This window comes from Arcicella sp. GW458-12-2-14-TSB2 (assembly GCF_059423785.1).
In genome coordinates this window covers 1-26344 of record NZ_JBWKYN010000075.1, presented here as the reverse complement: position 1 = coordinate 26344, position 26344 = coordinate 1, and the positions used below count along the sequence as shown (strand labels likewise).

The window sequence follows — 26344 nt, the reverse complement described above, 5'->3', positions numbered from 1 at the left end:
ACAAAGAGCTACCTCGAAAGGGTGGCTCTTCTTGTTTTGAAGACTTGAGGACTTTAGGACTGAAAGACTGGAGGACTGGAGGACTGGAGGATGACAGGAATAAAGAAAAAAATGACTAAAGGACATATGCAATATGTCCCTACAGAATAGTAGGCTTCCCTTGAAAATTATTTTTTGATATTCATTTAGAATAAAATCCACTCATTTACTGGGTGGATTTTTCATTTTATTTGAGCTGTTTTATTTTAAAAGTACAATTTTAGTCTAGTTGTCTCATTTATTCTTGAATTTTCGTAAAAACTGATCAACGATTTACCATACCAACTCATGGAGTGGTTATTTACTATTCTCTAAGATTTATTGTTAGGCTGCTAGTTTCTGAACATGTTGTCTGTTTTCTTGCCTTCGATTGGTAATCCTGACAGCATTGGCTGTATATACGCCGAAGAATAACCAGACGAGTTCCGTCTTTTGATTTCTTGCTTTTATTTTACGAAGTAAATAGTGTTCCTTTTCTGTACCAAAACTTCCTTCTAGACGCGTACTCCTCTCTTTATTGAGAATACCTTTTATTTGCTTGGTTTCTTTATCATCTTTTCCTCTACCTTTTCTACAGAAGTTGTGTTGTATCCTTTGTTCTCTTAAAAATGTACGATTCTCATTGGTGGGATAAATTCCATCTGCGGCTACATGAGTGCATTCTCCAATCATTTTTTCATGCCTTACTACGCTATCTTTCAATCTTTTACACTCATTGAAAGTATTGTAGCTTACATGTTCAATGATGTTAATTCCACCAACTTGATTAATATGTGCTTTTATTCCATACTCTACTGGCTTATTTTCTTTCCCTCTAACAATGGGGCGAATGTAGGGTTTATAGATGCTTACTATACGGTCACTAATCTTTGCTCCAGGTATTTCAAAAAGTTGTTTTTGTTGTTCATAAATAACTTTAATAGTTTGAAATACTTCTGCATCTTTTGGTGAAAACTCTTCAAGAGAGGTTTGTTTTAAAAGTTCATTAAGTGTTAAAATACCTTTATTTAGTAGCTTTAAAAGTGAACGCTTTCTAGAGTTTGTCTTCCGATAAGTTTTCTTCTTGAGTTTACTGTAAGCCAACTGTTTTATCTTTTGGTCTTTGAATTTAGACCTTGGTAGTTTGATTTTATTCCTTGTACATAATGTTAGAATCCGTTTTTCCCAGAGCCAAGTACAAGCTTCCCAAAGTAGTTTAACATCAGTAGGAATACGTAAGTAAACCTCGTAACAAGTAGCGTCCATTAACAAGACATTTTTATCAGGAATCTCCCCTTTCCAGCTATTAATCATGACGCTTTGGAAGAGATTTAAATCTAAATGTTCTCCCAAATAAGACCTTACCCTTGAGACAAAAGCGTTATCTTTAATCCTTTCATTATCAGCAAGTAAAGTTCCACAGAACATTTGCATTGCCCAGTTCGTGTGAAAACTTTCAAGTAGTTTCTCATCGCTCAAACAAGTATAGTGTTTTAAAAACATTAACCCGAAAAAACCTTTAGTTGGCAACCATGAAGGTGCTCCACAAAGTGTAGTTTTATGGGGTAAAAGTTTTTCAAGAGAGTCCCAATCAATAGTTTGGTGAATTTTTCCAAGAACAGTTGTATTCTTGAATAAGTACCATTTTGAAAAATTTGGAGAATCGAAATCAAACAGTGTATATTGCATCTGTATTTAAGGTTTTATAGCAGAAACAAAATACAGAACAACCCCGAAAATTGCCAGTAGTGACACTTTTTCGGGGTTGTTCTGTTTGTAATATACTGATAATTAAATATTTACAACACTAAAGGAAAGCCATAGTAAACACAATGTAGGGGCATATTGCATATGCCCTTTTGGGAAGAAGAACAAAAAAAGTCACCCCCTTAAAGGAAAGAATTTAAAAACGACATAAAAAAAACTTAAAAACTATAAGATGATAATCATCCTACAATCTTTAAGTCTTATAATCTACAAATCCTCTAATACTTAAGTCATACATCCTCAAGTCTTTAAGTCATGTTCATCCTTTGAAGAATTACTAAAATTCCAGATAAATCCTTGCCAAAAAGCTTTTAAATGTGGCCAATCTCGTTTTACTAAATATCCTAATAGATTTTTTGGAAGAGCAATGGCTGTATAATATATATACATCAGTATCTTTTGATACCCAAAAGTATTTCTTCGTAAATAAAGTAAGCGATTTCTACTATAATAATAGGTTTTAAGGGTTGAACCTTTACCTGTACTCATAGACTCTTTATGCCAAACTTTACTACTTGGCTCATACCAAATTGTATAGCCAGCTCTTTTAAATCTTTCGCAATAATCCATTTCTTCATAATACAGAAAGAATAATTCTGCCATGAGTCCTACTTTTTCAAAAGCAACCTTTGAAAAAATCATTGCTGCTCCATGGGCACGCGATGTGGGCATTGCCTTATCATGCTGACCAGTATCTTTTTCTAAATAACCAATGCCGAAGCCTCGACCTGAAATAGGGTTAATAGGCGTATAGCCTGCAAATTGTATAACGTCTGGTTCGTCAAAATATAAAATTTTAGGGCAAATTACCCCAATATTAGCATCCGTCTGAAAGCGTGCGATAAGAGGCTCAAGAAAACCTGCATCTACTTCTGTATCATTGTTCAAGAGCAAATAATATTCTCCTGTTGCTATTCTTAAGCCTTTATTATTTCCCCCTGCAAAACCAAGATTTTCACCAGGTTCAAGATAAGTAATCCAAGGAAAATCTATTGGAAGTTGGTAGCCAAAATCTTTGGTACTATTATCAACTACAATTACTTCAATAGATGGATAGGTTATTTTTTCTAACGAACGTAATAACGCAGCAGTAACATCAGTACTGTTGAAATTTATGGTTATTATAGAAACTTTTGGTTGATGATTTGCCATCTTTGTTATTCGTTTTTAGCTTACTTTTTCCCACTGCCCTGATGTAGCATTGTATTGTTTAATTACTTTAGCAGGGTTGCCAACAGCAACGCTAAAAGGAGGAATATTTTTAGTGACAACGGCACCACCAGCAATTACACTATGTTTCCCGATAGTTACGCCTGCAGTAATCACCGCATTGGCTCCAATCCAACAATCGTCTTCTATTGTGATTTGAGCTGTTGTAACGGGCTGTAAATCAATAGGAAGGGTAACGTCAGTATACACATGATTAAGTCCGCTCATTACGATATTTTGTGCAAAAATAACGTTATTCCCAACGGTTACAGGACCAATGATTACATTGCCAATACCTACTCTTGAATTATTGCCAATATGAACAGCCCCTACGCCATTATTAATGGTAGCAAAATCTTCTACTGTGCTAAAATTGCCCAGTGTAAAAGGCTGAAAAGGCAAAACATCTACTCTTGTTCTTCTGCATATCACAGAGCCTTTCCCTTTTTTATGAAAGAAAGGATTAATAAACCATTTTACCCAAAGTCGCGGTCGTGCCTGATACTTTGGAATTAAACACCAATGCACAAATTTCTTTAAGGCAGGATTTGATTTGATGGTTTGAATAATAGACATAAGAAGAGTTATTTTTTGAAAAGATGTTTTTTGATTCTAAAGATAAGTGCCTTTTTTAAGCCACCATCTATTTGTATTCGTCTATCACTTGTCCATACTTTTGCATCATCGCTATCTACCGCCTCAATTTTTCCTCCTGCTTCTTGTAAGCGTAATGCCATCATTCCGTCTTCAGTGGCATGACCGGCATCATCAAAAGCAACCCCTCTGAAAGTTCTTTGTACTTCAATATCATAGCCGTTTATGTCGATACCTTTTTGTCTAATAAAGCCAGAATTATATCCTAACACATTCAGGAAAGGCTGTGTACGTTCTTTTTGTTTAATCACAAAACTGCTCAGCATTTCATAGAAAGCATATTGCCAACGTGGGGTAGAAGGAGAAGGAAGAAATGAATAACTACCATGTACGCAATATACGGGAACAGGTTTGTCTTGTCCGTTTACTAGCGCATCAGTCATGGCCGTAATCCAACCTGCTGGGTATAATGTATCACTATCGCAGGTCAACACATAAGTGCCTTTTGCTTTGTGCAAACCACAAGTTCTGGCATGACCTACCCCTTGCTTCGTCTCCAAAAAGTTTTTTACACCAATTGTATTTAAAAGATTGGCTGTGCCATCGGTTGAATTATTATCAATTACGATTAACTCAACTGGATATTTTGTATTAGTATTGGCAAGGGAAATTAAGGTATGCAGGATACTCTCTTCTTCGTTCCATGCAGGAATTACTACACTGACAATGGGATTTTCATTAGAAAATATAGATAATTTTTTCTTTAGCGCTTCAACTTCACTAGCGGAATACTTACTAATGAGTAATGGTTTGCTTAATATTTGCTCTACCCATGTTGGTAACGAAAAATTAATCATAGTTTTTTCAATTTATGGAATAACAACTCTTTTAAAGGCACCAATTATTCTGCTCTTTTGACTTTCTCCCAGATACCAGACGTTAATCCATTCTTATACCTGAAATACCCTCGGATGGCGCAATAATTCATGAAAGAAAAATAGAAGGGTACAAAAAGTATTTTTACCCTAATTTTCTTATTTTCAAGATAATAGCCAAGCAATGCTAAAATATAGAAAGCAATTTGAGCAAGCATCAAAAGATGATATATGAAATTATCTAATAATTCAGAACCAGTAATAAGTAGTATAAAATTGATTAATACTAAAAGAGGAAGACAAAATGGAGCCACTGCCCAACGCATAGCACGGTGTGAAACATATTGAAATGAAAGTAAGCCATAACGGAAGATATTCCAAAGAAACCCCAAACGGGCTATGGCCTGAAAACCTCCTGCTGAAATCCTGATTTTCCGCTTCATTTCATCTTGAATAGAGAACGAAGGACGTTCGCTAGCATAAGCATCTGGTTCATAGATTACCCTAAAACCATTGGCGGCAATTCGTAAAGAAATAATAAAATCATCCAGAAGCGTATCTTTCTCAACGTGCTCAAATAGATTGGTTCTTACGGCAAATAATTCACCTGCTGCTCCTACAACAGAGTATAGTTCAGTATCTAATTTTTTCAGAAAAGATTCGTACTTCCAATATAAGCCTTCGCCAGCGCCAGCAGCAGCTTCTGACCCTTCTGTTTGAATACGCTTTTCACCCGCTACTGCCCCGACTACTGGGTCTTGGAAGTGCCTTACGATGTTTTTAATAACAGCGTGGTTGAGCGTAGTGTTAGCATCTGTAAAAATAACAATAGGGGTAGTAATGGTCTTCATCGCCATATTCATCGCTTCAATTTTACCTCTACGGGTATCGCCTGCAATCATTCTTAAATTACTATATTCTGATTGAAGTGATGCTATGTATTCTGAAGTTCCATCATTTGAGCCTTCTGTGACAAAAAGAACTTCAAATTTATCGGAAGGGTAATCTAGTCCAAATGTATTGATAACCTTGGCTTCGATGCACGACATTTCATTGTAAGCAGGCACAACCAATGTGACTTCCGGAAGAAAGGTAGGGTCGTTATACTTTTTAAAAGTAAACCCGAATATTTTTCTGATTTTTACAAAAATCCAAGCAACTATACCATAACCAACATAAGTATAGGCTACTAGCCCTATACAAATCCAGAAACATAGTTCAAGTATGAGTTTCATAGTTTAATATTTTGAGAGGTATTAATTAAATTAATACAGCAGGGCTGAGCAGTTTTTCTGGGTTGGGCTTCTATACATTCTCAGATTGTAAGAGGGCAGGGAATGTCATAAAAAAGATTTTCAAATCATATTTGAAAGAAAAATTACGAGCATACTCAATATCCAATTCTATTCTTTCTTGTTCGGTCATATCTTTTTTGCCTTTTCCTCTTTTGGTTACTTGCCAAAGACCAGTAAGTCCGCCAGGACCAGCAAAACGTTCGATATAATCGTCTGTTGTTAATTTTTCAGCTTCGTATAGTGGCAAAGGTCTATTCCCAATCAGAGACATATCTCCCAAGAAGATATTAAACAATTGTGGTAGCTCATCGATACTACTATTTCTTAAGAAACGTCCTAATTTTGTAATTCTTGGGTCGTTCTGAAATTTCATGAAAGCTACCTTCTCTTTTTTCTTATTCAAGTAAACCTTTTCACAAGTTTCTTCACCATCCAAGTATAATCGTTGCTGACAAGAACCAATTAAAGCACACTCATCACAAAGCCCATCTGTTTTGGCCTCTGTTGTTCCTTTTGTGTACATATTCAACGATTCCATGTTTTTGATTAACTGGTCAGCATCTGTACGCATCGTTCTGAACTTATAAATTTCAAAAATCTTGTAGCCAGCACCCACACGTTTAGATTTATAGACGATAGGGCCTTTTGAATCTAATTTGATAAGAATAGAAATAATAATAAGCAGTGGAGACAGCAACAATAAAGCAAAACCAGTAGTAGAAACATCAATAAAGCGTTTCCAGAATGGAATTTTTACCTCTAAAATATTTGATTTTGTTTGTTGACTAGCAACATAATGACGACGCTTGATGAAGTATTCTAATCGAGTAATTAAATCGCCAGAGCTAAAATCTTTAGGATAGATATCATCTCCTTTTTTCTCAATAATTTCTTTAATCAGCCCAGGCGTTACATGGTCGCTGGTAAGGATAACAGGCAAATTCTTTGTCCAGTTATCTTTTCTGATTGTTTCTAAAAATTTGATTCCACCTAGATTTCTAGCAATAATAATAGCATCAGGTGGATACGTATTCTTTACAAACTCCAGACATTCGTCTAAGTTACTAATAACCTTTATGTGAAGTTTTTGTCCAAATTTTTTCAAAAAATTGACCACTACAAAATCTTCATTTTCAACCAAAATTACTTTAATAGGAAAATCATCCTTTGGTGATGATATAGTCTGTGGGATACTACTCATATTTTAGTGATTTTAATAATTCTATCTCAAGACATACACGATAAACTTCGACCTCATAAGCTTTAAGGTAACAAATAATGAGTAAACCTCTTAATATGTGTTATAAAATAAATGGTTAATGGCGTTGTCTATTTTACTCTGCGTAAAATAGCTTTTATTTTGGCATGTACTTCCATTGGATTAAACGGTTTTAGCATAAAATCGTCGGCTCCTAAGTTCAAGCATTCTATTCTTTCTTTACTTTCGTCAGTACCTGACAGAATAATGATTGGTAGATTACTGAATAAATTACTTGCACGTACTACTTTTACAAACTCCTTACCATCCAAGTTTGGCATGTTAAGATCAGCAATAATAAAGTCTGTATCGTTTCCTGCATCTAACCAATTCATGCCTTCCATCCCATCATTTTTAACTGTTACATCAAACTCTTTGTTCAAGAAGTGTTCTAATACTTTTCTAGTACTTGCTTCATCATCAACTATTAGAAGTTTCAATTTACTGTTGTTCATTATTTTTAGTTATTGAATTTTTCAGGGCTATTGTGGAAATAATAAAATTATGATTACTTAAGAAACACTTCCATTAAGGGATGCAATGAAAAGCCTTTTTGTATTACTTTTTTATACAATAGTAATCAAATTGAAATCAATAGTATAAAATAAATATTATAAAAAAAGATGCAGCAGGAGATTAATATTAAAAATATTATTTTTTTTATATACTCTCTTAAAGTTACAATCAATTACCTTGCCAAACAAATGTTTTTATGCTTTTAAACAACCTAAACCATATTAAAGGTGGACTTTGTACAATAGAAATTTTGCACTCACATAAAGAATACTGCTATCCACATTTATGGAAAATTTAAATATAAATATATTGACATAAAATTGCTATTTTACAATAAACAATTTTAGTTTATACTTTTTTTAGTAGCAACATGGATGACTCTCTCATCTTCGATGTGCGATATGTTTAGAATAAATCCTTATTATTTATCCTAACTTAAGGATAATTCTAATTTAATCTAATTTTTTTGGTGTTTGCTAATCATTTATTGATGATGGATAATAAGGAATGGACTGATGCAATTGATGCTATTTTTAGTAAGCAACTAGAGAACCAATATAATATTGGCCATACAAATGCATTAGAAAGAAAAACTAAATTAAAAAAATTGCTTAAAACGATTCTTCAATATCGAACAGAGATTCAAAAAGCAATGTTTAATGATTTCAAAAAAGCACCCGCTGAAGTAGATTTAACAGAAATATATACAGTTATTAACGAACTGAATCACGCAACCAGACATCTTAAACATTGGATGAAGCCTAAGGCTGTGCCAAGCCCAATCTCCCTGTTAGGAACTTCTTCTTATATTCACTACGAACCCAAAGGAGTTGTACTAATCGTTTCTCCTTGGAATTTTCCGTTTAATTTAACGTTTGGCCCCTTAGTTTCTGCCGTTTCTGCTGGAAATTGCGTCATCATAAAGCCCTCTGAGCATACTCCTCACTCGGCGGCTTTAATGAAAAAAATGATAGCAGAAGTATTCCCTGAAAACGAAGTAGCAATATTTGAAGGGAATGCTGACGTTGCTGAATACATCACTGCATTGCCCTTCAATCATATTTTCTTTACGGGAAGTCCTGCTTTAGGCAAAAAAGTCATGAAAGCAGCAGCTGAAAATCTATGTTCTGTTACGTTAGAATTAGGAGGTAAAACGCCTGTCATTGTAGAGGAATCTGCTGATTTGTCCAAAGCTGCTAGCAGAATAGCGTGGGCAAAATACTTGAATAATGGGCAAGTATGCATCGCTCCAGATTATTTATACATTCAAGAAAGCGTAAAAGATGATTTTATAAAACTATTCAAAGAGCAAGTCTTGGCTTTTTATGGGGAAAACCCTCAGGAGTCTAAAGATTATAATCGGATTGTAAATAAAGGACATTTCAATCGTTTGAAGAGTTATATAGAAGAGGCTAAGATAACGGGAGCAGTGATAGAAATGGGCGGAGAAACAGACGAAAGCCAAGAGTTTATCGCTCCAACACTGCTATCGAACGTCAGTAAAGATAGCAAGGTGATGCAAGAAGAGATTTTTGGACCAATCCTGCCTTTAATTACTTTTAAGGAACTAGACGAAGCTATTCAGCATATTCGTCAACACGAAAAGCCTTTGGCTTTGTATATTTTTAGTAATAATAAAGTCTCAGTAAACAGCATCATTAACCAGACAAGGGCAGGAGGAACGGTAATTAATCACAATACATTACACTTTTTTAATAACGAATTACCTTTTGGAGGGTCTAATAACAGTGGGATTGGAAAGGGGCATGGGCATTATGGTTTCTTAGCATTTTCTAACCAAAGGGCGATTATGAAACAATGGTCGCCTTTTATTGCGTTAGATTTACTGATGCCTCCTTATACCGATTTTAAGCAGAAACTAATAGATTTGACAATTAAGTATTTCTAAAAAAAATCCCCCAAACAAATGTTAATTGTTTAGGGGATTTTGATAATTATTTAGAAAAAGAATAAGGGAAATCTACTGCATTTGTGCCTCGTGCTTTGTTAGGAGAAGCAGACATTTTAAAATCAATCGTAGCGCCCTGCATTAATTTTTGATGACTCAACCAATTTTTAGTATAGAGTAACCCGTTAAATTTCAGGGTTTGTATATACTTGTTTTGTGTATTGTTTTCAGGAGCATTTATCGTGATTTTCTTGCCATTTTCAAGTGATAAGGTTACCTTTTTGAATAGTGGAGTACCTAAAACATATTGATCTGTAGCAGGAGCCACAGGATAAAAACCTAAAGAAGAAAATACGTACCAAGCAGAAGTTTGTCCATTATCTTCGTCACCACAGTAACCATCAGGCGTAGGCTGATACATTTTATTCATTACTTCTCTAATCCAATATTGAGTCTTCCATGGTTGTCCTGCATAATTATACAAGTATATCATGTGTTGAATAGGCTGGTTTCCATGCGCATAATTTCCCATATTCATAATTTGCATTTCACGGATTTCATGAATGACAAAACCATAATATGAATCATCAAAAACAGGAGGAACCACAAAGACAGAATCTAACATTTTACTAAACCCTTTACTACCCCCCATTAAATTTGAAAGACCATTGATGTCATGGAAAACACTCCATGTATAATGCCAACTATTTCCTTCCGTAAAGGCATCGCCCCATTTAAAAGGATTGAATGGACTTTGGAAAGTACCATCCTGATTTTTACCTCGCATCAATTTTGTACTAGGGTCGAATAAGTTTCTATAATTCTGTGAACGTTTTGCAAAGCGGTCTATTTCAGCTTGTGGACGTTTCAAGGCTTTTGCTAATTGATAAATACAGAAATCATCATAGGCATATTCCAACGTTCTGGCTGCATTTTCATTGATTTTTACATCATAGGGTACATAGCCTAATTGGTTGTAATACTTTACGCCCAATCGCCCAACGGAACTTATCGGGCCTTCGTTTTCACTATTTTTCAATAAGGCTTCATACAATTTATTAATATCAAAACCTCGACCACCTTTCAAGTACGCATCGGCAATGATAGAAGCAGAGTTAGAACCTACCATACAATCACGATGCCCCGGACTAGCCCACTCAGGTAAGAAACCACTTTCGTCATAAGTATTTGCCAAGCCTTCCATAATTTGTGCATTCAACGAAGGAAACATCAAATTGAAGAAAGGAAAAACGGCTCTAAAAGTATCCCAAAATCCATTGTCAGTAAACATATAGCCTGGCAATGTCTTTCCATTGTAGGGGCTATAATGAACTACTTTCCCTTGAGCATCTAGTTCATAGAATTTTCTTGGGAACAACATTGTGCGGTATAAGCATGAATAAAAAGTACGTGTTTGTTGGTCTGTACCGCCTTCTACTTTTAGTCTGTTCAGTGAGTTATTCCAGATTTTCTCCCCTTTGCTTTTTACTTGTTCAAAATTGTCTTTTCCTACTTCTTTTAAATTGATTTCTGCTTGTTGGAAACTTATGAAAGAAGAAGCTACTTTTGCCTGAACTTTCTCGCCTTTCTCGGTAGCAAAATCAATTACCGCTCCTGTATGGCTTTCTTTGATTTCTAACGTATTATCAACCAATTCTTTACCGTTCCAAGTACTTGTACTAGCAAAAGCTTTATCGAACACAATCACAAAGTAATTCTTGAAATTCTCAGGAACACCCCCACTGTTTTTGGTAGTATAGCCAATGATTTTTCTTTCGCTTGGAATGATTTTGATGTATGAGCCTTTATCTAAAGCATCTATTATGATATGTGCTTTGTCGGTTTGGGGGAATGTAAAACGAAGTACGGCTGCTCTTTCTGTGGGCGTAATTTCGGTTGTTATGTCATGGTCAGCTAAGTAAACACTGTAATAATGAGGCTTCGCAACCTCTGCTTTATGCGAAAACCAGCTTGCACGGTCATCTTCTTTGAAGACGCGCTTGCCCGTAGTTGGCATAATTACAAATTGTCCGTAGTCATTAATCCATGGACTTGGCTGATGTGTCTGTTTAAAACCTCTTATTTTGTCAGCGTCATAAGTATATGCCCAACCATCGCCCATTTTACCAGTTTGTGGCATCCAGAAATTCATTCCCCAAGGAAGGGCAATGGCAGGATACGTATTGCCAGCAGATAAACTTGGTTTTGAAGCTGTGCCCATCAATGTATTCACCAAATCAACAGGATGCTCACTTGATTGTGCAAGCGAAACGAGGTTGATTGTGATAAAAAATAAGCAGTAATAAAATCGTTTAATCATTTTTATAAAATTTTATGTTGGATAATCCTTTAAAGGTAATGCTTTCGTTTTTGTGTTCTGTTTGTATTTATAAGCCTAATTTAAGAGGAATATGCTTGTAATGTCTTCTTCGGAGAAAAATACATATTCCCTAAAAATATACTCAGTAATGTTTGTAATAAGCCTATTCTAAATAAATTTCTATTATACAAGGGTATATTTAAAAAAAAGACACCTCTTAGTAATGTAAAAGCGCATGAAATAACAAAATTGGTATTACCAATATGTCCCCTATTTTTGACGAAAAACAAGACTGATATTTCTATCCTGCCTAATAATTTTGTATTATTCAAATCAAGTCTTGAAAAAATACAACATACTTACTTAAATTTGGTATACTGTACTTTTATTTATCTCTATTATTTAAGTTTAATATACTCTCAATGTTTCATTCTATCGCAAAATACAGTTTGTATTTAGGAGCATTCCTAGGTTTAAGCTCTCTTACCCATGAATCTATGAACACACATGTTACGGCCTCAAAGGCTAATGTGTGGGCAGATACCTTAAACCGACCTGAAGAAAATCGCTTTAAAAAAAGCGTACTTTCTAATGACCTTAACGAACCTATGGAATTGGCTGTTGCCCCAGATGGTCGTGTATTCTTCGTAGAAAGGGCTGGTAAATTTTATGTATACGACCCTGTTCAGAAAAAGACTAGATTACTTTATGACTTTCCTGCCAAAGCGGTTGATAAGTACTTAAATGGTTTGTTGGGGATGACCATAGACCCTCACTTTAGTCAGAATCATTATTTGTACTTTTTTTATACCGTACAAGACAAAGAACAAACTAAACAGAGAATAGCAAGATTCAAAGTAAATGATGATAGTTCGCTTGATATTGAAAGTGAAAAGGCGATTATTGAATTTCCTATAGACTTAGAAGTAAGTGCCCATACAGGAGGTTCAATGGCTTGGGATGCACATGGGAACTTGTTTATCTCAACAGGTGACAATACCGTACCTTTTGAATCGAATGGTCATGCACCGATAGACTCAAGAGAAGGAAGACCTATTTTTGATGCACAACGTTCGGCAGGTAACCCTAATGATTTACGAGGTAAAATTCTTCGTATTCATGTAGAAACAGATGGTTCTTATACCATTCCAGAAGGAAATTTGTTTCCTAAAGGAACAGCAGGTACTCGTCCAGAAATTTATGTAATGGGTTGTCGTAACCCTTACCGTATTTCGGTTGACCCAGCAACATCATATCTTTATTGGGGTGAAATTGGCCCTGATGCTGGAACAGATGGTGTACAAGGGCCACGTGGCTACGATGAATTCAACCAAGCGAAAAAAGCAGGAAATTATGGGTGGCCATATTTTGTAGGCGACAATAAACCATATTTTCAATATGATTTTGCTACGAAAAAAATAGGGTCTCTTTTTGATCCAAAAGCTCCTGAAAATACTTCTCCTTATAATACAGGAATTAAAAACTTGCCTCCAGCACAAAAGGCAATGATTTGGTATCCTTATAACCAATCGGCGGAATTTCCAGCGTTAGGCGTGGGAGGTAGATGTGCGATGGGTGGGCCAGTATATCATTTTGACCCTTCAATCGCTAATCCAACAAAATTACCTGCTTATTATGATAAAGCACTATTTGTATATGACTGGATGCGTAACTGGATTTATGCGGTACGTTTAGACGAGCAACAGAATTATCAATCCATGGAGGCATTTATGCCAACAACAGGGGATTTTCGTCGTCCAGTAGATATGGAAATAGGGCCTGATGGAAGTGTTTATTTGCTTGAATATGGCTCAGTTTATGGTATTGATAATGAAGATGCTCGTTTGGTGAAAATAGATTTCAATAGCGGAAACCGTGCCCCTGTAGCAGAAGCCATTGCAGTAGATACGATTGGGCTGGCTCCATTAAAAGTCGCTTTCAAAGGAGATAAAAGCCATGATTTTGACAAAGGAGACCAATTGACATACCAATGGAAATTTGAAGGCAAAGCTGTATCAACAGAAGTGAATCCTACTTATACTTTCAGTAAAAATGGTATTTATAATGTAGTATTAACGGTGAAAGACCAATTAGGAGCAAGCAATAGTGATACTTTAAAAATAAAAGTAGGAAACACAGTTCCTGAAGTTGCCATTGCTACGACTGATAATAGTACATTCTTCAAGGCTTCGCAAACTACCTTGAAGTATGCCGTAAGTGTGAAAGACAAGGAGGATAAAATAATTGACCCTAAGAAAGTGAAGGTTATCCTCAACTATATTCCTAAAGTGAGCAGAGAGCCATTGATGGGACATCAGCAATTAACCTCAACCTTTAGTTTGGGCAAATCATTAATTGCGGGGTCAGACTGTAAGGCTTGTCATCAGGTAAATGCAAAATCGGTTGGGCCATCGTTTACTGAAGTTGCCAAGCGATATAGAGATGATAAAACAGCGATTGCGAAGCTTGCCAATAAAATCATCATTGGTGGTGGTGGTGTTTGGGATGAACGTGAGATGAGCGCCCATCCACAACTGTCGCGTGAGGAAACTACCGAAATGGTAAAATACATCCTATCATTAGGCAATGTACCTGTAGAAAACAGAATACCACAACAAGGTAATATTACGTTGAAAGAACACGTTGGAAAAGAACAAGAAGGACGCTATGTATTGACGGCTTCTTATACAGATAAAGGCTCATTGGTAGCACCACAAGGCAAAACAAAAGCGTTGTTAGCACTTAGTAAGACCGACGTATTAGTGTTACGTCCTACAAAAGTATTTGGTAGCGAAGCAGATGTGCTTAATAATATTGGCAGACAAGGGAAACGTTTGGGTAATATCCATAACGGCTCGTACTTTGTGTTGAAAAATATAGACTTAAAGAATATAGAGCAACTTACTTATCGCTATTCTTCAAAAGACAAAGGAGCAAAAATAGAAGTACATGCTGATTCACCAACAGGTGAAATTATTAGTACTTTGATGTATGCACCAACAGGGAACTGGAATACTTATACAGAACAGAGTACGGCGATTCAAGCAATTGCAGGAAAACATGATTTGTATTTTGTGTTTATCAAAAACGAAACACCAAACAAGGACTTGTTTAGTTTAGAATGGATAGATTTTGTATCTGCTAAAAGTCTAAAATAAGTAATGGTTTGAAAACAAAAAATGCCTCAGTTCAATAAAGAGCTGGGGCATTTTTTTGTTGGTTTCAACTAAAAGCTAATACCTATTGTACCTTTTAAAAAGAAAGGAAAACCTGGGGTAAAGTGAATTTCTGTAATTGGCTCACTTTCGTTTTTCAATCTTGATTCTGTAGCAAACTGTGTTTCATTCCATTTTACATTCAAAAGATTTTCTGCTATTAAACCAAAGTTTACCTTCTTGATTTTATAATTCATATTACAATCTGTAACGGTATAGCCTTTGGCAACGATAGAATAATCTTCGTTGGCTGCACGATTGCCTAAATGTCTAACGCGTAGTCCACCAGAAAACCCAGAAGGGTGAGTAATGCTTAATCCGCCTGTTAGGGTAAAATCGGGAGCTAAGGGAATATAATTTGCCCCTTTGGGTTCGTCAATACTTCTAGCGATAGTATTCGTCATGTCGGCATTGAAAAACAGCCAATTGTTTAATTGATAGCGAATGCCTAAATCAAGCCCTTTTCGCAATGATTTTCCACTGGCTTCAATCACAGCTTCGTCGCCTACATACACAAACTCTTGGTCGAGGTGCAAAATCCATAAAGCCATGTTTAGGATTAAGCGTGACTGTGGTTTCCAAATTATACCTAAATCACTACCATAAGCGGCTGGTAATACGGTCTGACTAGTACTTGCTAAACTACTTACACGAGTATCATTTGAATGAAAGCCTTTACCTGCTTTAAAGAATAGCTGAATATCATGGTCTGGATTATAAATGATATTCAATTTTGGACTAGCGATAAATTTTGAAACGGCTTGCACTTGGTTGTTATTAAGCTTGTCGAGGTAATTGAAATTGAAGTAATCAAATCTGATAGCTGGATTAATCAACCAATTGCCACGGTGATATTCTATGCCTGTGAATCCGAAAGCATTGGTTTCTTTTACATTACCAAACTTTAATCTCTCCAGAATCGTCACACGGTTGAGCGTATGCGAAAGCTCAAGGTCGTTCACGGCATCATACCGAAGTCCTACGCCCGACTGCCAAGATAAACTTCCCGCCGAAAGGGTATAATATTGATGAATTTCTGACTGAAATCCTAATATGTCTCTGGATTCCTTTTGCTTGATTTGGTCGCCATTGACTGAGTCTTTCAAGAAAAAAGTAAAGTTGGAATACAGCTCAAAATTGTAATGACTGTAATAAGCAGTATTTTTAAACAGAAGCGATTCACCTACCCTTTTTGTATGCTGAAAATTGATATTTGTTCGACTGGTATTACCACCTTCTTTATCGTCAATAGCTCCGAAACGAGTAATCAAGCCTTCATCAATTGCTCGTTGTGGTACTTGTCCAGAAGCATTCCATTTACTGGTAAAATAGGCTACGGAGAAATTGATTTTATGCTGATTGGGCAACTCAAGGGCATATTTCCCCATCAAATTCAAACGATTGAATTTTTGTGGCGAAATAAAAGGGCCATCAGAATACAAATATTCACTGGCGATATAAGCCGATTGTTTTTCTTGTTGACCTAATAAATTGACCAAAGCCATCGTCCTGAAAGTGTTAAACATGCCAGCACTTGTCGAAACCTGACTTTCCTTGATACGTTCCTTAGTTTGAAATTCGACATACCCCGCCGTTGTTAAATTGCCTTTATTAGCAAAATATGGGCCTTTACCATAGTCTATTTTTTCAATGGTCTCTGGAATCAGAAAGTGTAAATCGGCATAGCCTTGTCCGTGTGCGTGCGAAACCATGTTTACAGGCATTCCGTCTACCGAAATATTAATGTCTGTGCCGTGGTCTAAATCAAAACCACGCAAAAATAATTGTTCAGCCTTACCACCGCCAGCATGCTGACCGATGAATAGTCCGGGTACTTTACGTAAAATTTCCTGAGAAGAATTGACTGGATAAGTTTTTAAATCTATTTTAGAGATGATGCTTTGGGCGTTTACTTCTGGACTAATCGTTACTTCATTTAGCTGAAAAGTACTTTCTTGTAAAACAATTTTTAAAAAATGCTGTGCTGGTGTAAACACAATTTTCTGTGTTTTAAAACCCATGCACGAGATTTCCAACGTATCACCTTGACTAACTTTTTCTAGTATAAAATACCCCAATTTATTGGAATGTGAGTGTTTGTCAATACGTCTGTTCAGAATAAAACTGCCTTCAATGGGATTTTTGTTGGAATCTGTAATGGTTCCTTCAACCTTTTGTGCAAATAGGTTTAGATTTAAAAATAATAAAATAAATGTAATTGTTTGTTTCATGAATGTTGATGATGAAAGGTTTATTAGCTGTCAGCTTTGAGCGACCAGCTAGGAGTATTAAAAGAATATTACTTCTATTTTTAGATAGAATACACTAAAAATAGAAGCAATATTATCGTATAGAGAAAATATTATGCATTTAAGCCTGTAATCTTTTCATAAATCTGTACAAAGCTTGGACGTTCCAACACTACTTCGTTCATACAGTTTTGAACCAAGGCTTTTAATTGACCAATAGAAGGATGTTGTGTATCGGCTTCTGCGACATACCTTAGTAAATCATCTAGTAAACAAGCAAAAGCCCTTACTTCTAAACGCTGGATAGCAGGAGCTTTACTAGAATGCACATGGTAAGTACTACCCGCCCCGAAGTCACCAAACAGGGTATTCGCATTTTCATCTACCAATGTATTATGAGCATATAAGTCACCATGCGAAACACCTAAGGCATGCAAATGTTCGCCAACGCTAGCAATAGCGGAAGAAATTTTAATGATTTCTGCTAAGGTAAAGACGGTGCCAGCAGGATAAGTATCTCTCGTACAAGTCTCAAAACTAGGTGGACCGCCAAGGTTTCTAAAAGTTGGTGGAATCAGCTCCATCAATAAACCATGTTTATTGGTTGGATGGTTTTTAATTTTACCCAGTACCGTTACTAAGTTTGGATGCGTACCTGCTGAAATACAAGCATTCATTTCGTCAGTTGGTAGGCCGTCGCTGGTTACTTCTCCTTTATATACTTTTACGGCAACTTCTTTATGATGAGTTTCCCAAACAGCTTTGGCAATAATGCCGGAAGCCCCTTCGCCCAATTGCTCTTTAATGGTTAGTTCATCCCAAGAAAACTCTTCTAGTGCTACTTGTTCTTCAGTATTTTCGGAAAAAGGATTTCCTGCAAAAGCTAGCCATGAAAGGCGAGGGAACGTTAATAATTCTGTTGGAAACTGCTCAATTTGATTGGCCGAGATGCGGAATAATTCCAGGTTTTTACAGCTTGCTAATTCCAGTGGCAAGGCTTTTAAATTATTACCCGCCAACATCAACTTTTGCATACGAGTACATTTGCCAATAGAAGCAGGAATACTTTCAATAGCATTATTCGTCAAAATTAACCAACGAGTATTGATAGGAATGGCATTTTCGGGAATTGTTTTGATGATATTAGCCTTAAAACCAATCATTTCTAATGCAAGACATTTAGCTAATACCGATGGAAATTCAGTGAAAAAATTATCTGAAAAGAAGGCTATTTTTAGTTTTTTCAGGATTCCAAAATCATCTGGTAGAGATGAAAGCTCATTGCCTGATAAATCTAAAATTTCTAAGGTATCAGCTAAAGTATAAATCTCCTTTGGAAAGGTCTTTAATCCACAAGATAATTTTAAACGGGTTGTTCCTAATAGTTCTCCTGAGTATAGTTGTTGGAGTGTCTGCATGAATGGCAAAAGGTTTGTTTCTGACAAAGATAGTCAGCAATAGGCATTGAGCTTTCAGAGAGAAGATTTTTTCCGTTAAAGAGGGAAAGATTGAGAGATGGTATGGTAATCCTGATGGCATGACTCCAAGTCATGCCATCAGTGATTTTACAGTAAATTTAATTTTATACTCAATAGATTAACCCTACATTCTATATTTTTCCAACAAAGCCTTCGTAGCTCTGATACCCGCGTCTTCGTCCAAGTAATTTTCTTTGGCACCCATCATTTTCATAAAGCCTCCTTCGTATTCTATCCCTACAAAGCCTTTGAAGTTTTTACTCAAACCCTTGTTGACAATCGGCATCATTTTGGCAAAATCTGTATCGGTACAGTTGCCATTATCATCAAATAAATGCGTTTTAGCACTAACCCCTTTGGCAAAAGGCATCAGTTTTTTTACACCATCGTATTTATCATATTCATGAATTACTTTGGCATCTCTGAATCCCTCCATTGTCATGGCTTTAGGCTTTTCTCTTTGAATGAAATTGCCAAAATCAGGTAAACAACCCGCAAAAGGATTATTTACTTGTTTGAGTAAACTTACCAGCCAATCAGGATTAGTTGAAATGGTAATATGGTTTTCGATAATTACGCCAATACCTGCTTTTTGTCCGTATTCTACCAATTTACCATAGCCATCTACACCTGCTTTCATGATTTCTTCGGGCGTTCCGTCACCATCCATGTTTACACGGATTGAATGACAGCCTAAAAATTTAGCAGCATCCACCCATTTATAATGATTTTCAATGGCTTTCTGACGAGCCGATGCGTCACTCGCTCCTAAATCACCTTCTGAATCTACCATAATCAATACATTTCGAACACCCAAATCAGCAGTCCTTTGTTTCAGTTCGTTCAAATAAGCTTGGTCTTTGGCTTTATCGGCCCAGAACATCGAAACATATTCTACTGCATTAATACCAAAATCGTTTTTAGCTTTCGCAGGAAAATCCATGTTTTTTAGTTTACCACTGAATAATGACCCTGCTAATGAAAACTCCGCTAAAGAGATTTCAAAATGTGGTTTTGCTGATGCAAATATGGTTTCTGGAAGAAAACTCGCTGCTGTCAAAAGTCCCATCTGAGCCATAAATTGGCGACGGCTTGAATGATTTTGTTCCAGATTTTCTATGTTATTTTTCATTTGTTTTAAAGGTTTGAAAAAAGGGCAACAAAGTTTTTACCCTGTTGCCCTTCTATTTTAATACTTATTCTTTTTTACCATCAAAAGCCATTCCCATTGCTTCTAATTTCATTTTTGAAACATTTCCAGTATCATCTTTAACGAAGCTAACAGTTCCTTTTCCACCAGCATCAAATTTATCTGGTGTGTCAGTTGGCGTTAATTCTCCTACATTTCCACCAGCATCAATGATTAACTTGCCGTCTTTTACCGTAATTGAAATAAACTCAAACGGTAGGCCTGTCATTTTATACTTGCCCGCATAACTGTTATAATCTGTTTTAGTTTCAGTAGGAGTAACTGTTGCAGGAGCAGCATCACCTATTTCTGTTTTAAACTCAACACCCATCACAACCATCAGTGAGCCTTCTGCTTTTGGGTTTTGGAAGACGACATACAAATCATGTGTTCCTTCGGTTGGAGTAATGTTGATGGCAACTGGTTTGCCGGCAAAGCTCATTTCTTCTGAAGGAGCAAGGAAAGGAGATGCCCCTATTACTTTACCTGTTGGTGAATCAATGCGTATTTCGATAACTCCTCCTTGGGCATTCAACTGTGGTTTTGGCGTAACTGCCGAGAAAGATATTTGCTTAATTTCTGCTAAATCTATCTGAGTAAGCGTAACATATGAACCAGACTTAGAAGGAATGATTAACTCGTTTCCACCGAATGACATTTTTGAAACAGCTTCGTATTTATCAAATCTATGCGGACTCATTTTCGCATTACGAAGTGTAAATGTTTTTTCAGATGCTAATGAAGGAATTCCTTTCGAACCTTGGTCTTCATAAGAAGCACGCAAAATATATACACCTTGTCCTTTGTCGTTAGCAGGTAATTTAGCCGTATAAGCTCCTTTTACAGGCAAAGTACTTGCTTTGGTTTTTTCTTGTGAGAGGCTCAAGATATATTTTACCATATCTGCTGCATCTGCTGCTGAAAGTTGTGGGTGACCACTCATTGGTACTTCGCCCCAAACGCCGCTTCCGCCCGAAATCACTTTCTTAGTTAGTCTTTCTAATGCACCGCCATCGTTTTTGTATTTAGCCGCAACATCTTTGTACATCGGTCCTACTGATTTTTTATCAATACTGTGGCAAGCCTTACAGTCGCTAGCTTCCATCAATTTTTTGCCTGATGCAAAACTTGCCGAAGCATCTGCCGAACGGTGTCCTTGCGCGATAGCAATTTTATCAAAACCCTCTGCCAAATAATCAATACTCACGGCTACTTGGTCTGGTTTGATTTTTCCATCTGCTAAACTTCCATCTTCTCTATCACTTACTTTTACTTCATAATTGAATGGTTTATTGGCGAAGTAAAAAGTTTTATTACTTTTTGGTAAATCAAAAGCCAATGCTGGTGGTTCATTTCCTGCCGTCAATTCCATCGATTGACTATTGCTTTCTCCTTTGCCATCCGACACCGTAAGTGTTGCTTTATAAACCCCAGCCTTGGTTAATGTCAATGAAGCATCAGGCGTATTGATTACTTTGATAAACCCTTTCTTGTCTGTGATTTTCCAAGAATATTTCAGCACATCTCCATCAGCATCTACTGTACCTTTTGAACTAAGTGCTACTTTAAAAGGAATAGCACCACCCATTTTATCTGCCGCAATCTGTACAATTGGCTTACGATTCCCTCCATTATATTCTATGCGAATCAAACGGGCGTCATCATTCGCCGTGAACCAACCTGAGCCGTATTCCAACATATATAAATCGCCATTTTCGGCAAATTCCATATCCATCGGATTACTGAATTTATAGCTTGGCATAAAGCGTTCCATTGAAACATAATTACCCTCTTTATCTAAAGTAACGGCCATAATCCAACCACGCATCCATTCGTAAATCAATAATTTTCCATCATAATATTTCGGAAAAGCATGATTAGCATTTTTGAAAGCTTCACTATAAAATACTGGACCAGCCATGGCGTTTCTACCGCCACTACCCACTAATGGGAATTCTGGAGATTCTGCATAAGGATACCATATAAATGCTTTTTGTGCTGGAGGTAATACTTTCAAGCCTGTGTTGTTTGGCGAAGTATTCGTTGGTGCATTAGCATCCCACAATTCTAATGATTTATTATTAACAAAATCAAATTTATTGTAAGCCTTGTTATCACCTACAAAATGTGGCCAACCATAATTGCCAGCTTTGCGTGCTTGTCCTACTTCGTCATGTCCTGCCGGGCCACGGTCAGCAGCTGGTTTGTTGGCATCTGGCCCAACTTCTCCCCAATATAAGTTGCCATTTTTTTGATCTACCGAAATACGGAATGGATTACGATGTCCCATTGTATAAATTTCAGGACGAGTATTGGGTGTACCTTTTGCAAATAAGTTCCCATCTGGAATAGTATAAGAACCATCAGCAGTAGGCTTAATTCTAATGATTTTACCTCTTAAATCATTGGTGTTAGCCGAAGATTTTTGAGCATCCCAAGGACTACGGTCTGGGCGTTCGTCACTTGGGCTATAACCACTAGAACCATGTGGATTAGTATTATCGCCTGTTGAAAGGAATAAATTACCCGCCTTATCCCAAGCAATAGAGCCACCCGTGTGACAACATTGTTCTCTTTGTGTAGGAATCTCTAAAAGCACTTTTTTAGAAGATAAAACCAATTCATCTCCACGCAATTCGTAGCGAGTCAAGATATTTTTGGCATCATCACCAAGGGGTGAGTAATACAAATAAATCCAGTGGTTTTGTGCAAAATTAGGGTCTTTGCTCAAGCCTAATAAACCATCTTCTGCTTCAGAAATTTTGCCTTCTTTATCTTTATATTTTGTACTTACAGGAATCGACGCAATCGTTTTCAATTGTTTCGTTTTAGTATTATACAAACGCACATCTCCGCGACGCTCGATAAATAAAATACGTCCGTCATTCAAGACGCTTAATTCCATTGGCTCGCTCAATTTTTCTTCTAACACTACTTTAGAAAAACGGTTTTCTTCTGGACGAGCTTTTGTGTAATCCAACGGTTTTGGAGCATCGCCACCCATTACATAATTTAAGCCAGCCCAAAGGTGTGCCAAGAAAAGAGGCTCGCTATAAGTTTGGTCTGTATGTCCCATTGCTGTATAAAATGAACGACCACCATCAAACTCATGATACCAACTGATTGGGTGATTGTCGCCATTTTTACCTCCTTGATATGTTTTCTCATCGATTTTTACCAACACATTAATGGTTGGGTCAATTTTCTGAAAACTATAAAACTCATCTTCACGCTCAAACTCGTCAGGCAACATCTTTGTTCCCCAATGGTTTTTCATCGTCACATAAAATTTACCTTTTTGCACATTGCTTGGAGTACTTGGATGGTCTAAGAAAAATGCACCTGCCAAACGACCATACCAAGGCCAGTCGTATTCTGTATCTGTTGCCGCATGGATACCCAAGTAGCCACCGCCAGCTTGGATATAGCGTTCAAACTCTACTTGTTGTTCAGGGTTCAATACATCCCCCGTAGTACTTAAAAAAACGACAGCGCGGTAGCGTTTAAGGTTCTCGGTATTAAAAGCGGTAGCATCTTCTGTTAAGTCCACAACAAATCCCTTTTCCTTAGCCATTTTTTGAAAGGCAGCTTGTCCTACTTCAATAGAAGCATGACGGAAACTAGCCGTTTTGCTAAAGACCAATACTCTGGGCGCATTTGTTTGTCCAATAAGTACCTTAGAACCCAATAAAAAAATACCCAATATCAACATGAGGGTATTTATTAAAGGGGGAAACTGGTAGTGTTTTTTGTTCATTTTGACTGATTGTTTTGAATTAGATAATAAAATTAAATGGCTGAAAACAAAGTAAATGGTAGGTAAACGAAAGAATAAATAATTAAAAAATTAAATATTTCATTGATTAAGTATTATCATTGTTTCATTATGGAACAATGATAATTCATTTTCTTGAATCCGCCAAGTTTTTGTATTATTTTTGTGGAAATTAGTATCAGAATAAGACAAGTATGGAATCCGATAAAATAGTGATTGACGAGAGCAAATACATTCAACAATTATCCATTGACTGTGTGATATTTGGATTTCATGGAGAGCAATTAAAGGTATTATTACCGAAGGTAAAACAATTAGAATTATGGTCGTTGCCAGGGGGGTATGTATTGAAAAAGGAAGATATTGAAGCCGCCGCACAAAGGATATTAGAAGAAAGAACAGGGCTAAGAGATATTTATCTGGAACAATTTTATGTTTTTGGCAAAGCCAATCGTTCTACTGGTGAAACACTCAAGAAGGTATTAATGGCGAATAGTATCCAAATACCTGAAGATAGTTGGGTTTTTGAACGCTTTATTTCAATAGGTTATTATGCCTTGGTTGATTTTTCGAAGGTAAATACCAAAATAGGTATCTATGATGAAGCTTGCGAATGGCATGATATCCACCAATTACCTAACTTAGCTTTTGATCATGCAGAAATTATTCAGAAAGCGTTAGAAACGTTGAGGTTTATGCTTGATGATAAATTAGTTGGACTTAATTTGTTGCCTGAAACGTTTACCATGAAAGAGCTCCAGATTTTATACGAGACTATTCTGGATAAGCCTTTAAGGAGAGATAACTTTCAACGTAAAATATTGACAATGGGTATCTTAGAGCGTATCGAAAAGAAATTTACAGGGGCAGCACACAAAGCACCCTATCTTTATAAGTTTGTAAAATAATAGTTTATTGATTTTTAGTTTTTGTTCAATAGGTAATTTCTTCCTTTATTTACTTTATATAATATACACATAAACAGCCTCATTATAAATCGCTGAAATCAAAAAAAATGGATAATATTAATGAAATCATGCTTCAATCTGCTGAAGCGTTTAAACAATACCGTAAGGTTTCTGGAAAACAAAAAGCTGTATTTTTAAGAACAATTGCCGAGGAAATTGAAGCGTTGGGCTTGGAGCTCATTCATACTACGATGGAAGAGACCAATCTTCCAGAAGCCCGTTTGTTGGGTGAACGTGGACGTACAATTTTTCAGTTAAGAATGTTTGCTGATTTATTAGAGGAAGGTTCTTGGGTAGAAGCACGTATAGATACCGCTCAACCAGACCGCAAGCCATTACCCAAAGTTGACCTTCGAAAAATGTCTGTGCCTCTTGGAACAGTAGTGGTTTTTGGTGCTAGCAATTTCCCTTATGCTTATTCAACCGCTGGTGGTGATACTGCTTCAGCTTTGGCTGCTGGTTGTCCAGTAGTCTTAAAAGGTCATCCAGCACATGCTCGTACTTCTACTATGGTAGCAGATGCGGTATTACGTGCAGCAGAACGCACAGGAATGCCTAAAGGTACTTTTGCCCATGTAGATGGAGGCAACGGTTTTGAAGTCGGGAAAGCCCTAGTAATGCACCCAGTAACTAAAGCGGTTGGTTTTACAGGTTCTTTTGCTGGTGGAAAAGCCTTGTTTGATATGGCGAATCAGCGTCCAGAACCTATTCCTGTATTTTCAGAAATGGGAAGTATCAATCCAGTGGTATTGATGCCTGAAAAGATGGCTGAAAGTGCTGAAAGTATTGCGAAAGAGTATGCAGGCTCTATCACCTTGGGTGTGGGTCAGTTTTGTACTAACCCTGGGTTGATTTTAGGTGTTGATAATGCAGATTTACAGCATTTCATCAGCGTACTTGCTACTGAAATAGAGAAAGTGGTTCCTTCAAAGATGCTTAATGCAGGTATTTACCAAAACTATGAAGGCAAGAAAACGGTAGCATTAGCACAAGAGGACGTAAAAACAGAAGCAGAATCACTTGTTGAGAAAACGGATAGTATTCAAGGGTTGGCTACTGTTGCCTCGGTTGATGCTGAGGTATTTTTAGCAAATCCGACTTTACATCAAGAAGTATTTGGCCCTTTTTCTTTAGTGGTAAAATGTAAAGATATAGCACAATTAACAGCCGTAATACAACATTTGGAAGGTCAGCTTACAGCTACATTCATGGCTACTGAAGCAGAATTGCAAGCGAATGATGACTTAGTAGAAGCCCTTAGAAGCATCAGTGGTCGATTAATTTTTAATGGTGTTCCTACAGGTGTTGAAGTTTGTTTTGCGATGCATCATGGTGGGCCTTTTCCATCTTGTACTGACGCTCGTTTTACTTCGGTTGGACCAGACGCTATCAAACGTTTTGTTCGTCCTGCTAGTTATCAAAGCTTCCCAGATAGCCTTTTGCCAGAAGAATTGCAAGAATCTAATCCATTGAATATTTGGAGGATGGTTGATAATGAATGGAAAAAATAATTAACAATTTTTTAACAATCGGAAATATATTTCCAGATGTGTAAAATTTATAATTTTATCAAAATTTCATCAAATGGGTTAAAATGAGATGTTTTAACCCATTTGATGTTTTAAACGCTCTTCAAAAATTGCTACCTCACTTCTGCTACCGACTGTTTTTCCAATAATTATTCCTTCAGTTTTTATTAAATATTGTAC

At 36.6% G+C, this 26344-nt stretch carries 16 protein-coding genes; 4 read left to right on the top strand and 12 right to left on the bottom strand.

Annotation, left to right across the window (positions count from 1 at the left end):
* Positions 1–363: 363 nt before the first annotated feature.
* The 7 genes from AC07XN_RS12375 to AC07XN_RS12345 all read right to left on the bottom strand — a co-directional run bounded on the left by AC07XN_RS12375 (position 364) and on the right by AC07XN_RS12345 (position 7471).
* Entirely contained in the window at positions 364–1707 is a 1344-nt protein-coding gene (locus AC07XN_RS12375; protein ID WP_494743309.1) for a transposase, read from the bottom strand.
* Positions 1708–2025: 318 nt separating this feature from the next.
* Entirely contained in the window at positions 2026–2937 is a 912-nt protein-coding gene (locus AC07XN_RS12370; protein ID WP_494743308.1) for a glycosyltransferase family 2 protein, read from the bottom strand.
* A 15-nt stretch (positions 2938–2952) separates the two neighbouring features.
* A complete protein-coding gene (locus AC07XN_RS12365; protein ID WP_309924428.1) occupies positions 2953–3570 on the bottom strand; it encodes an acyltransferase in 618 nt (205 codons plus the stop codon).
* Between the two features lie 8 nt (positions 3571–3578).
* On the bottom strand, positions 3579–4445 hold the full coding sequence (locus tag AC07XN_RS12360; protein WP_309924432.1) for a glycosyltransferase family 2 protein: 867 nt from the start codon (positions 4443–4445) through the stop codon (positions 3579–3581).
* Positions 4446–4489: 44 nt separating this feature from the next.
* Positions 4490–5698, bottom strand: coding sequence for a glycosyltransferase family 2 protein (locus AC07XN_RS12355; protein WP_494743307.1), 1209 nt, complete (start codon positions 5696–5698; stop codon positions 4490–4492).
* A 70-nt stretch (positions 5699–5768) separates the two neighbouring features.
* The gene (locus tag AC07XN_RS12350; RefSeq protein ID WP_309924435.1) at positions 5769–6959 is read right to left on the bottom strand and encodes a sugar transferase; all 1191 of its coding nucleotides are present in this window, start codon (positions 6957–6959) and stop codon (positions 5769–5771) included.
* Positions 6960–7087: 128 nt separating this feature from the next.
* Positions 7088–7471 (bottom strand): response regulator transcription factor, encoded by a 384-nt coding sequence (locus AC07XN_RS12345; RefSeq protein ID WP_309924437.1) that lies wholly within the window; start codon positions 7469–7471, stop codon positions 7088–7090.
* Positions 7472–8022: 551 nt separating this feature from the next.
* Between AC07XN_RS12345 and AC07XN_RS12340 the strand changes: the two genes are divergently transcribed.
* Positions 8023–9441, top strand: a complete 1419-nt coding sequence (locus AC07XN_RS12340; protein WP_494743306.1) for an aldehyde dehydrogenase family protein — start codon at positions 8023–8025, stop codon at positions 9439–9441.
* A 46-nt stretch (positions 9442–9487) separates the two neighbouring features.
* Here AC07XN_RS12340 and AC07XN_RS12335 read toward each other — a convergent pair whose 3' ends face one another.
* Positions 9488–11761, bottom strand: a complete 2274-nt coding sequence (locus AC07XN_RS12335; protein ID WP_494743305.1) for a GH92 family glycosyl hydrolase — start codon at positions 11759–11761, stop codon at positions 9488–9490.
* A gap of 422 nt (positions 11762–12183) precedes the next feature.
* On the opposite strand from AC07XN_RS12335, the gene AC07XN_RS12330 reads away from it, so the two are divergent.
* The gene (locus AC07XN_RS12330) at positions 12184–14919 is read left to right on the top strand and encodes a PQQ-dependent sugar dehydrogenase (RefSeq protein WP_494743304.1); all 2736 of its coding nucleotides are present in this window, start codon (positions 12184–12186) and stop codon (positions 14917–14919) included.
* A gap of 68 nt (positions 14920–14987) precedes the next feature.
* Here AC07XN_RS12330 and AC07XN_RS12325 read toward each other — a convergent pair whose 3' ends face one another.
* The 4 genes from AC07XN_RS12325 to AC07XN_RS12310 all read right to left on the bottom strand — a co-directional run bounded on the left by AC07XN_RS12325 (position 14988) and on the right by AC07XN_RS12310 (position 23649).
* Positions 14988–17207 (bottom strand): TonB-dependent receptor, encoded by a 2220-nt coding sequence (locus AC07XN_RS12325; protein WP_494743303.1) that lies wholly within the window; start codon positions 17205–17207, stop codon positions 14988–14990.
* A gap of 131 nt (positions 17208–17338) precedes the next feature.
* Positions 17339–18643, bottom strand: a complete 1305-nt coding sequence (locus AC07XN_RS12320; protein ID WP_494743302.1) for a leucine-rich repeat-containing protein kinase family protein — start codon at positions 18641–18643, stop codon at positions 17339–17341.
* Positions 18644–18827: 184 nt separating this feature from the next.
* A complete protein-coding gene (locus AC07XN_RS12315; protein ID WP_309924449.1) occupies positions 18828–19835 on the bottom strand; it encodes a sugar phosphate isomerase/epimerase family protein in 1008 nt (335 codons plus the stop codon).
* A gap of 64 nt (positions 19836–19899) precedes the next feature.
* Complete coding sequence (locus tag AC07XN_RS12310) at positions 19900–23649, bottom strand: ThuA domain-containing protein (protein WP_494743301.1); 3750 nt, start codon at positions 23647–23649, stop codon at positions 19900–19902.
* A 212-nt stretch (positions 23650–23861) separates the two neighbouring features.
* Here AC07XN_RS12310 and AC07XN_RS12305 point away from each other — a divergent pair, with 212 nt between their 5' ends.
* Positions 23862–24575, top strand: coding sequence for an NUDIX hydrolase (locus tag AC07XN_RS12305; protein ID WP_309924454.1), 714 nt, complete (start codon positions 23862–23864; stop codon positions 24573–24575).
* A gap of 107 nt (positions 24576–24682) precedes the next feature.
* Positions 24683–26146, top strand: a complete 1464-nt coding sequence (locus AC07XN_RS12300; RefSeq protein WP_309924458.1) for an aldehyde dehydrogenase (NADP(+)) — start codon at positions 24683–24685, stop codon at positions 26144–26146.
* Positions 26147–26344 lie beyond the last annotated feature (198 nt).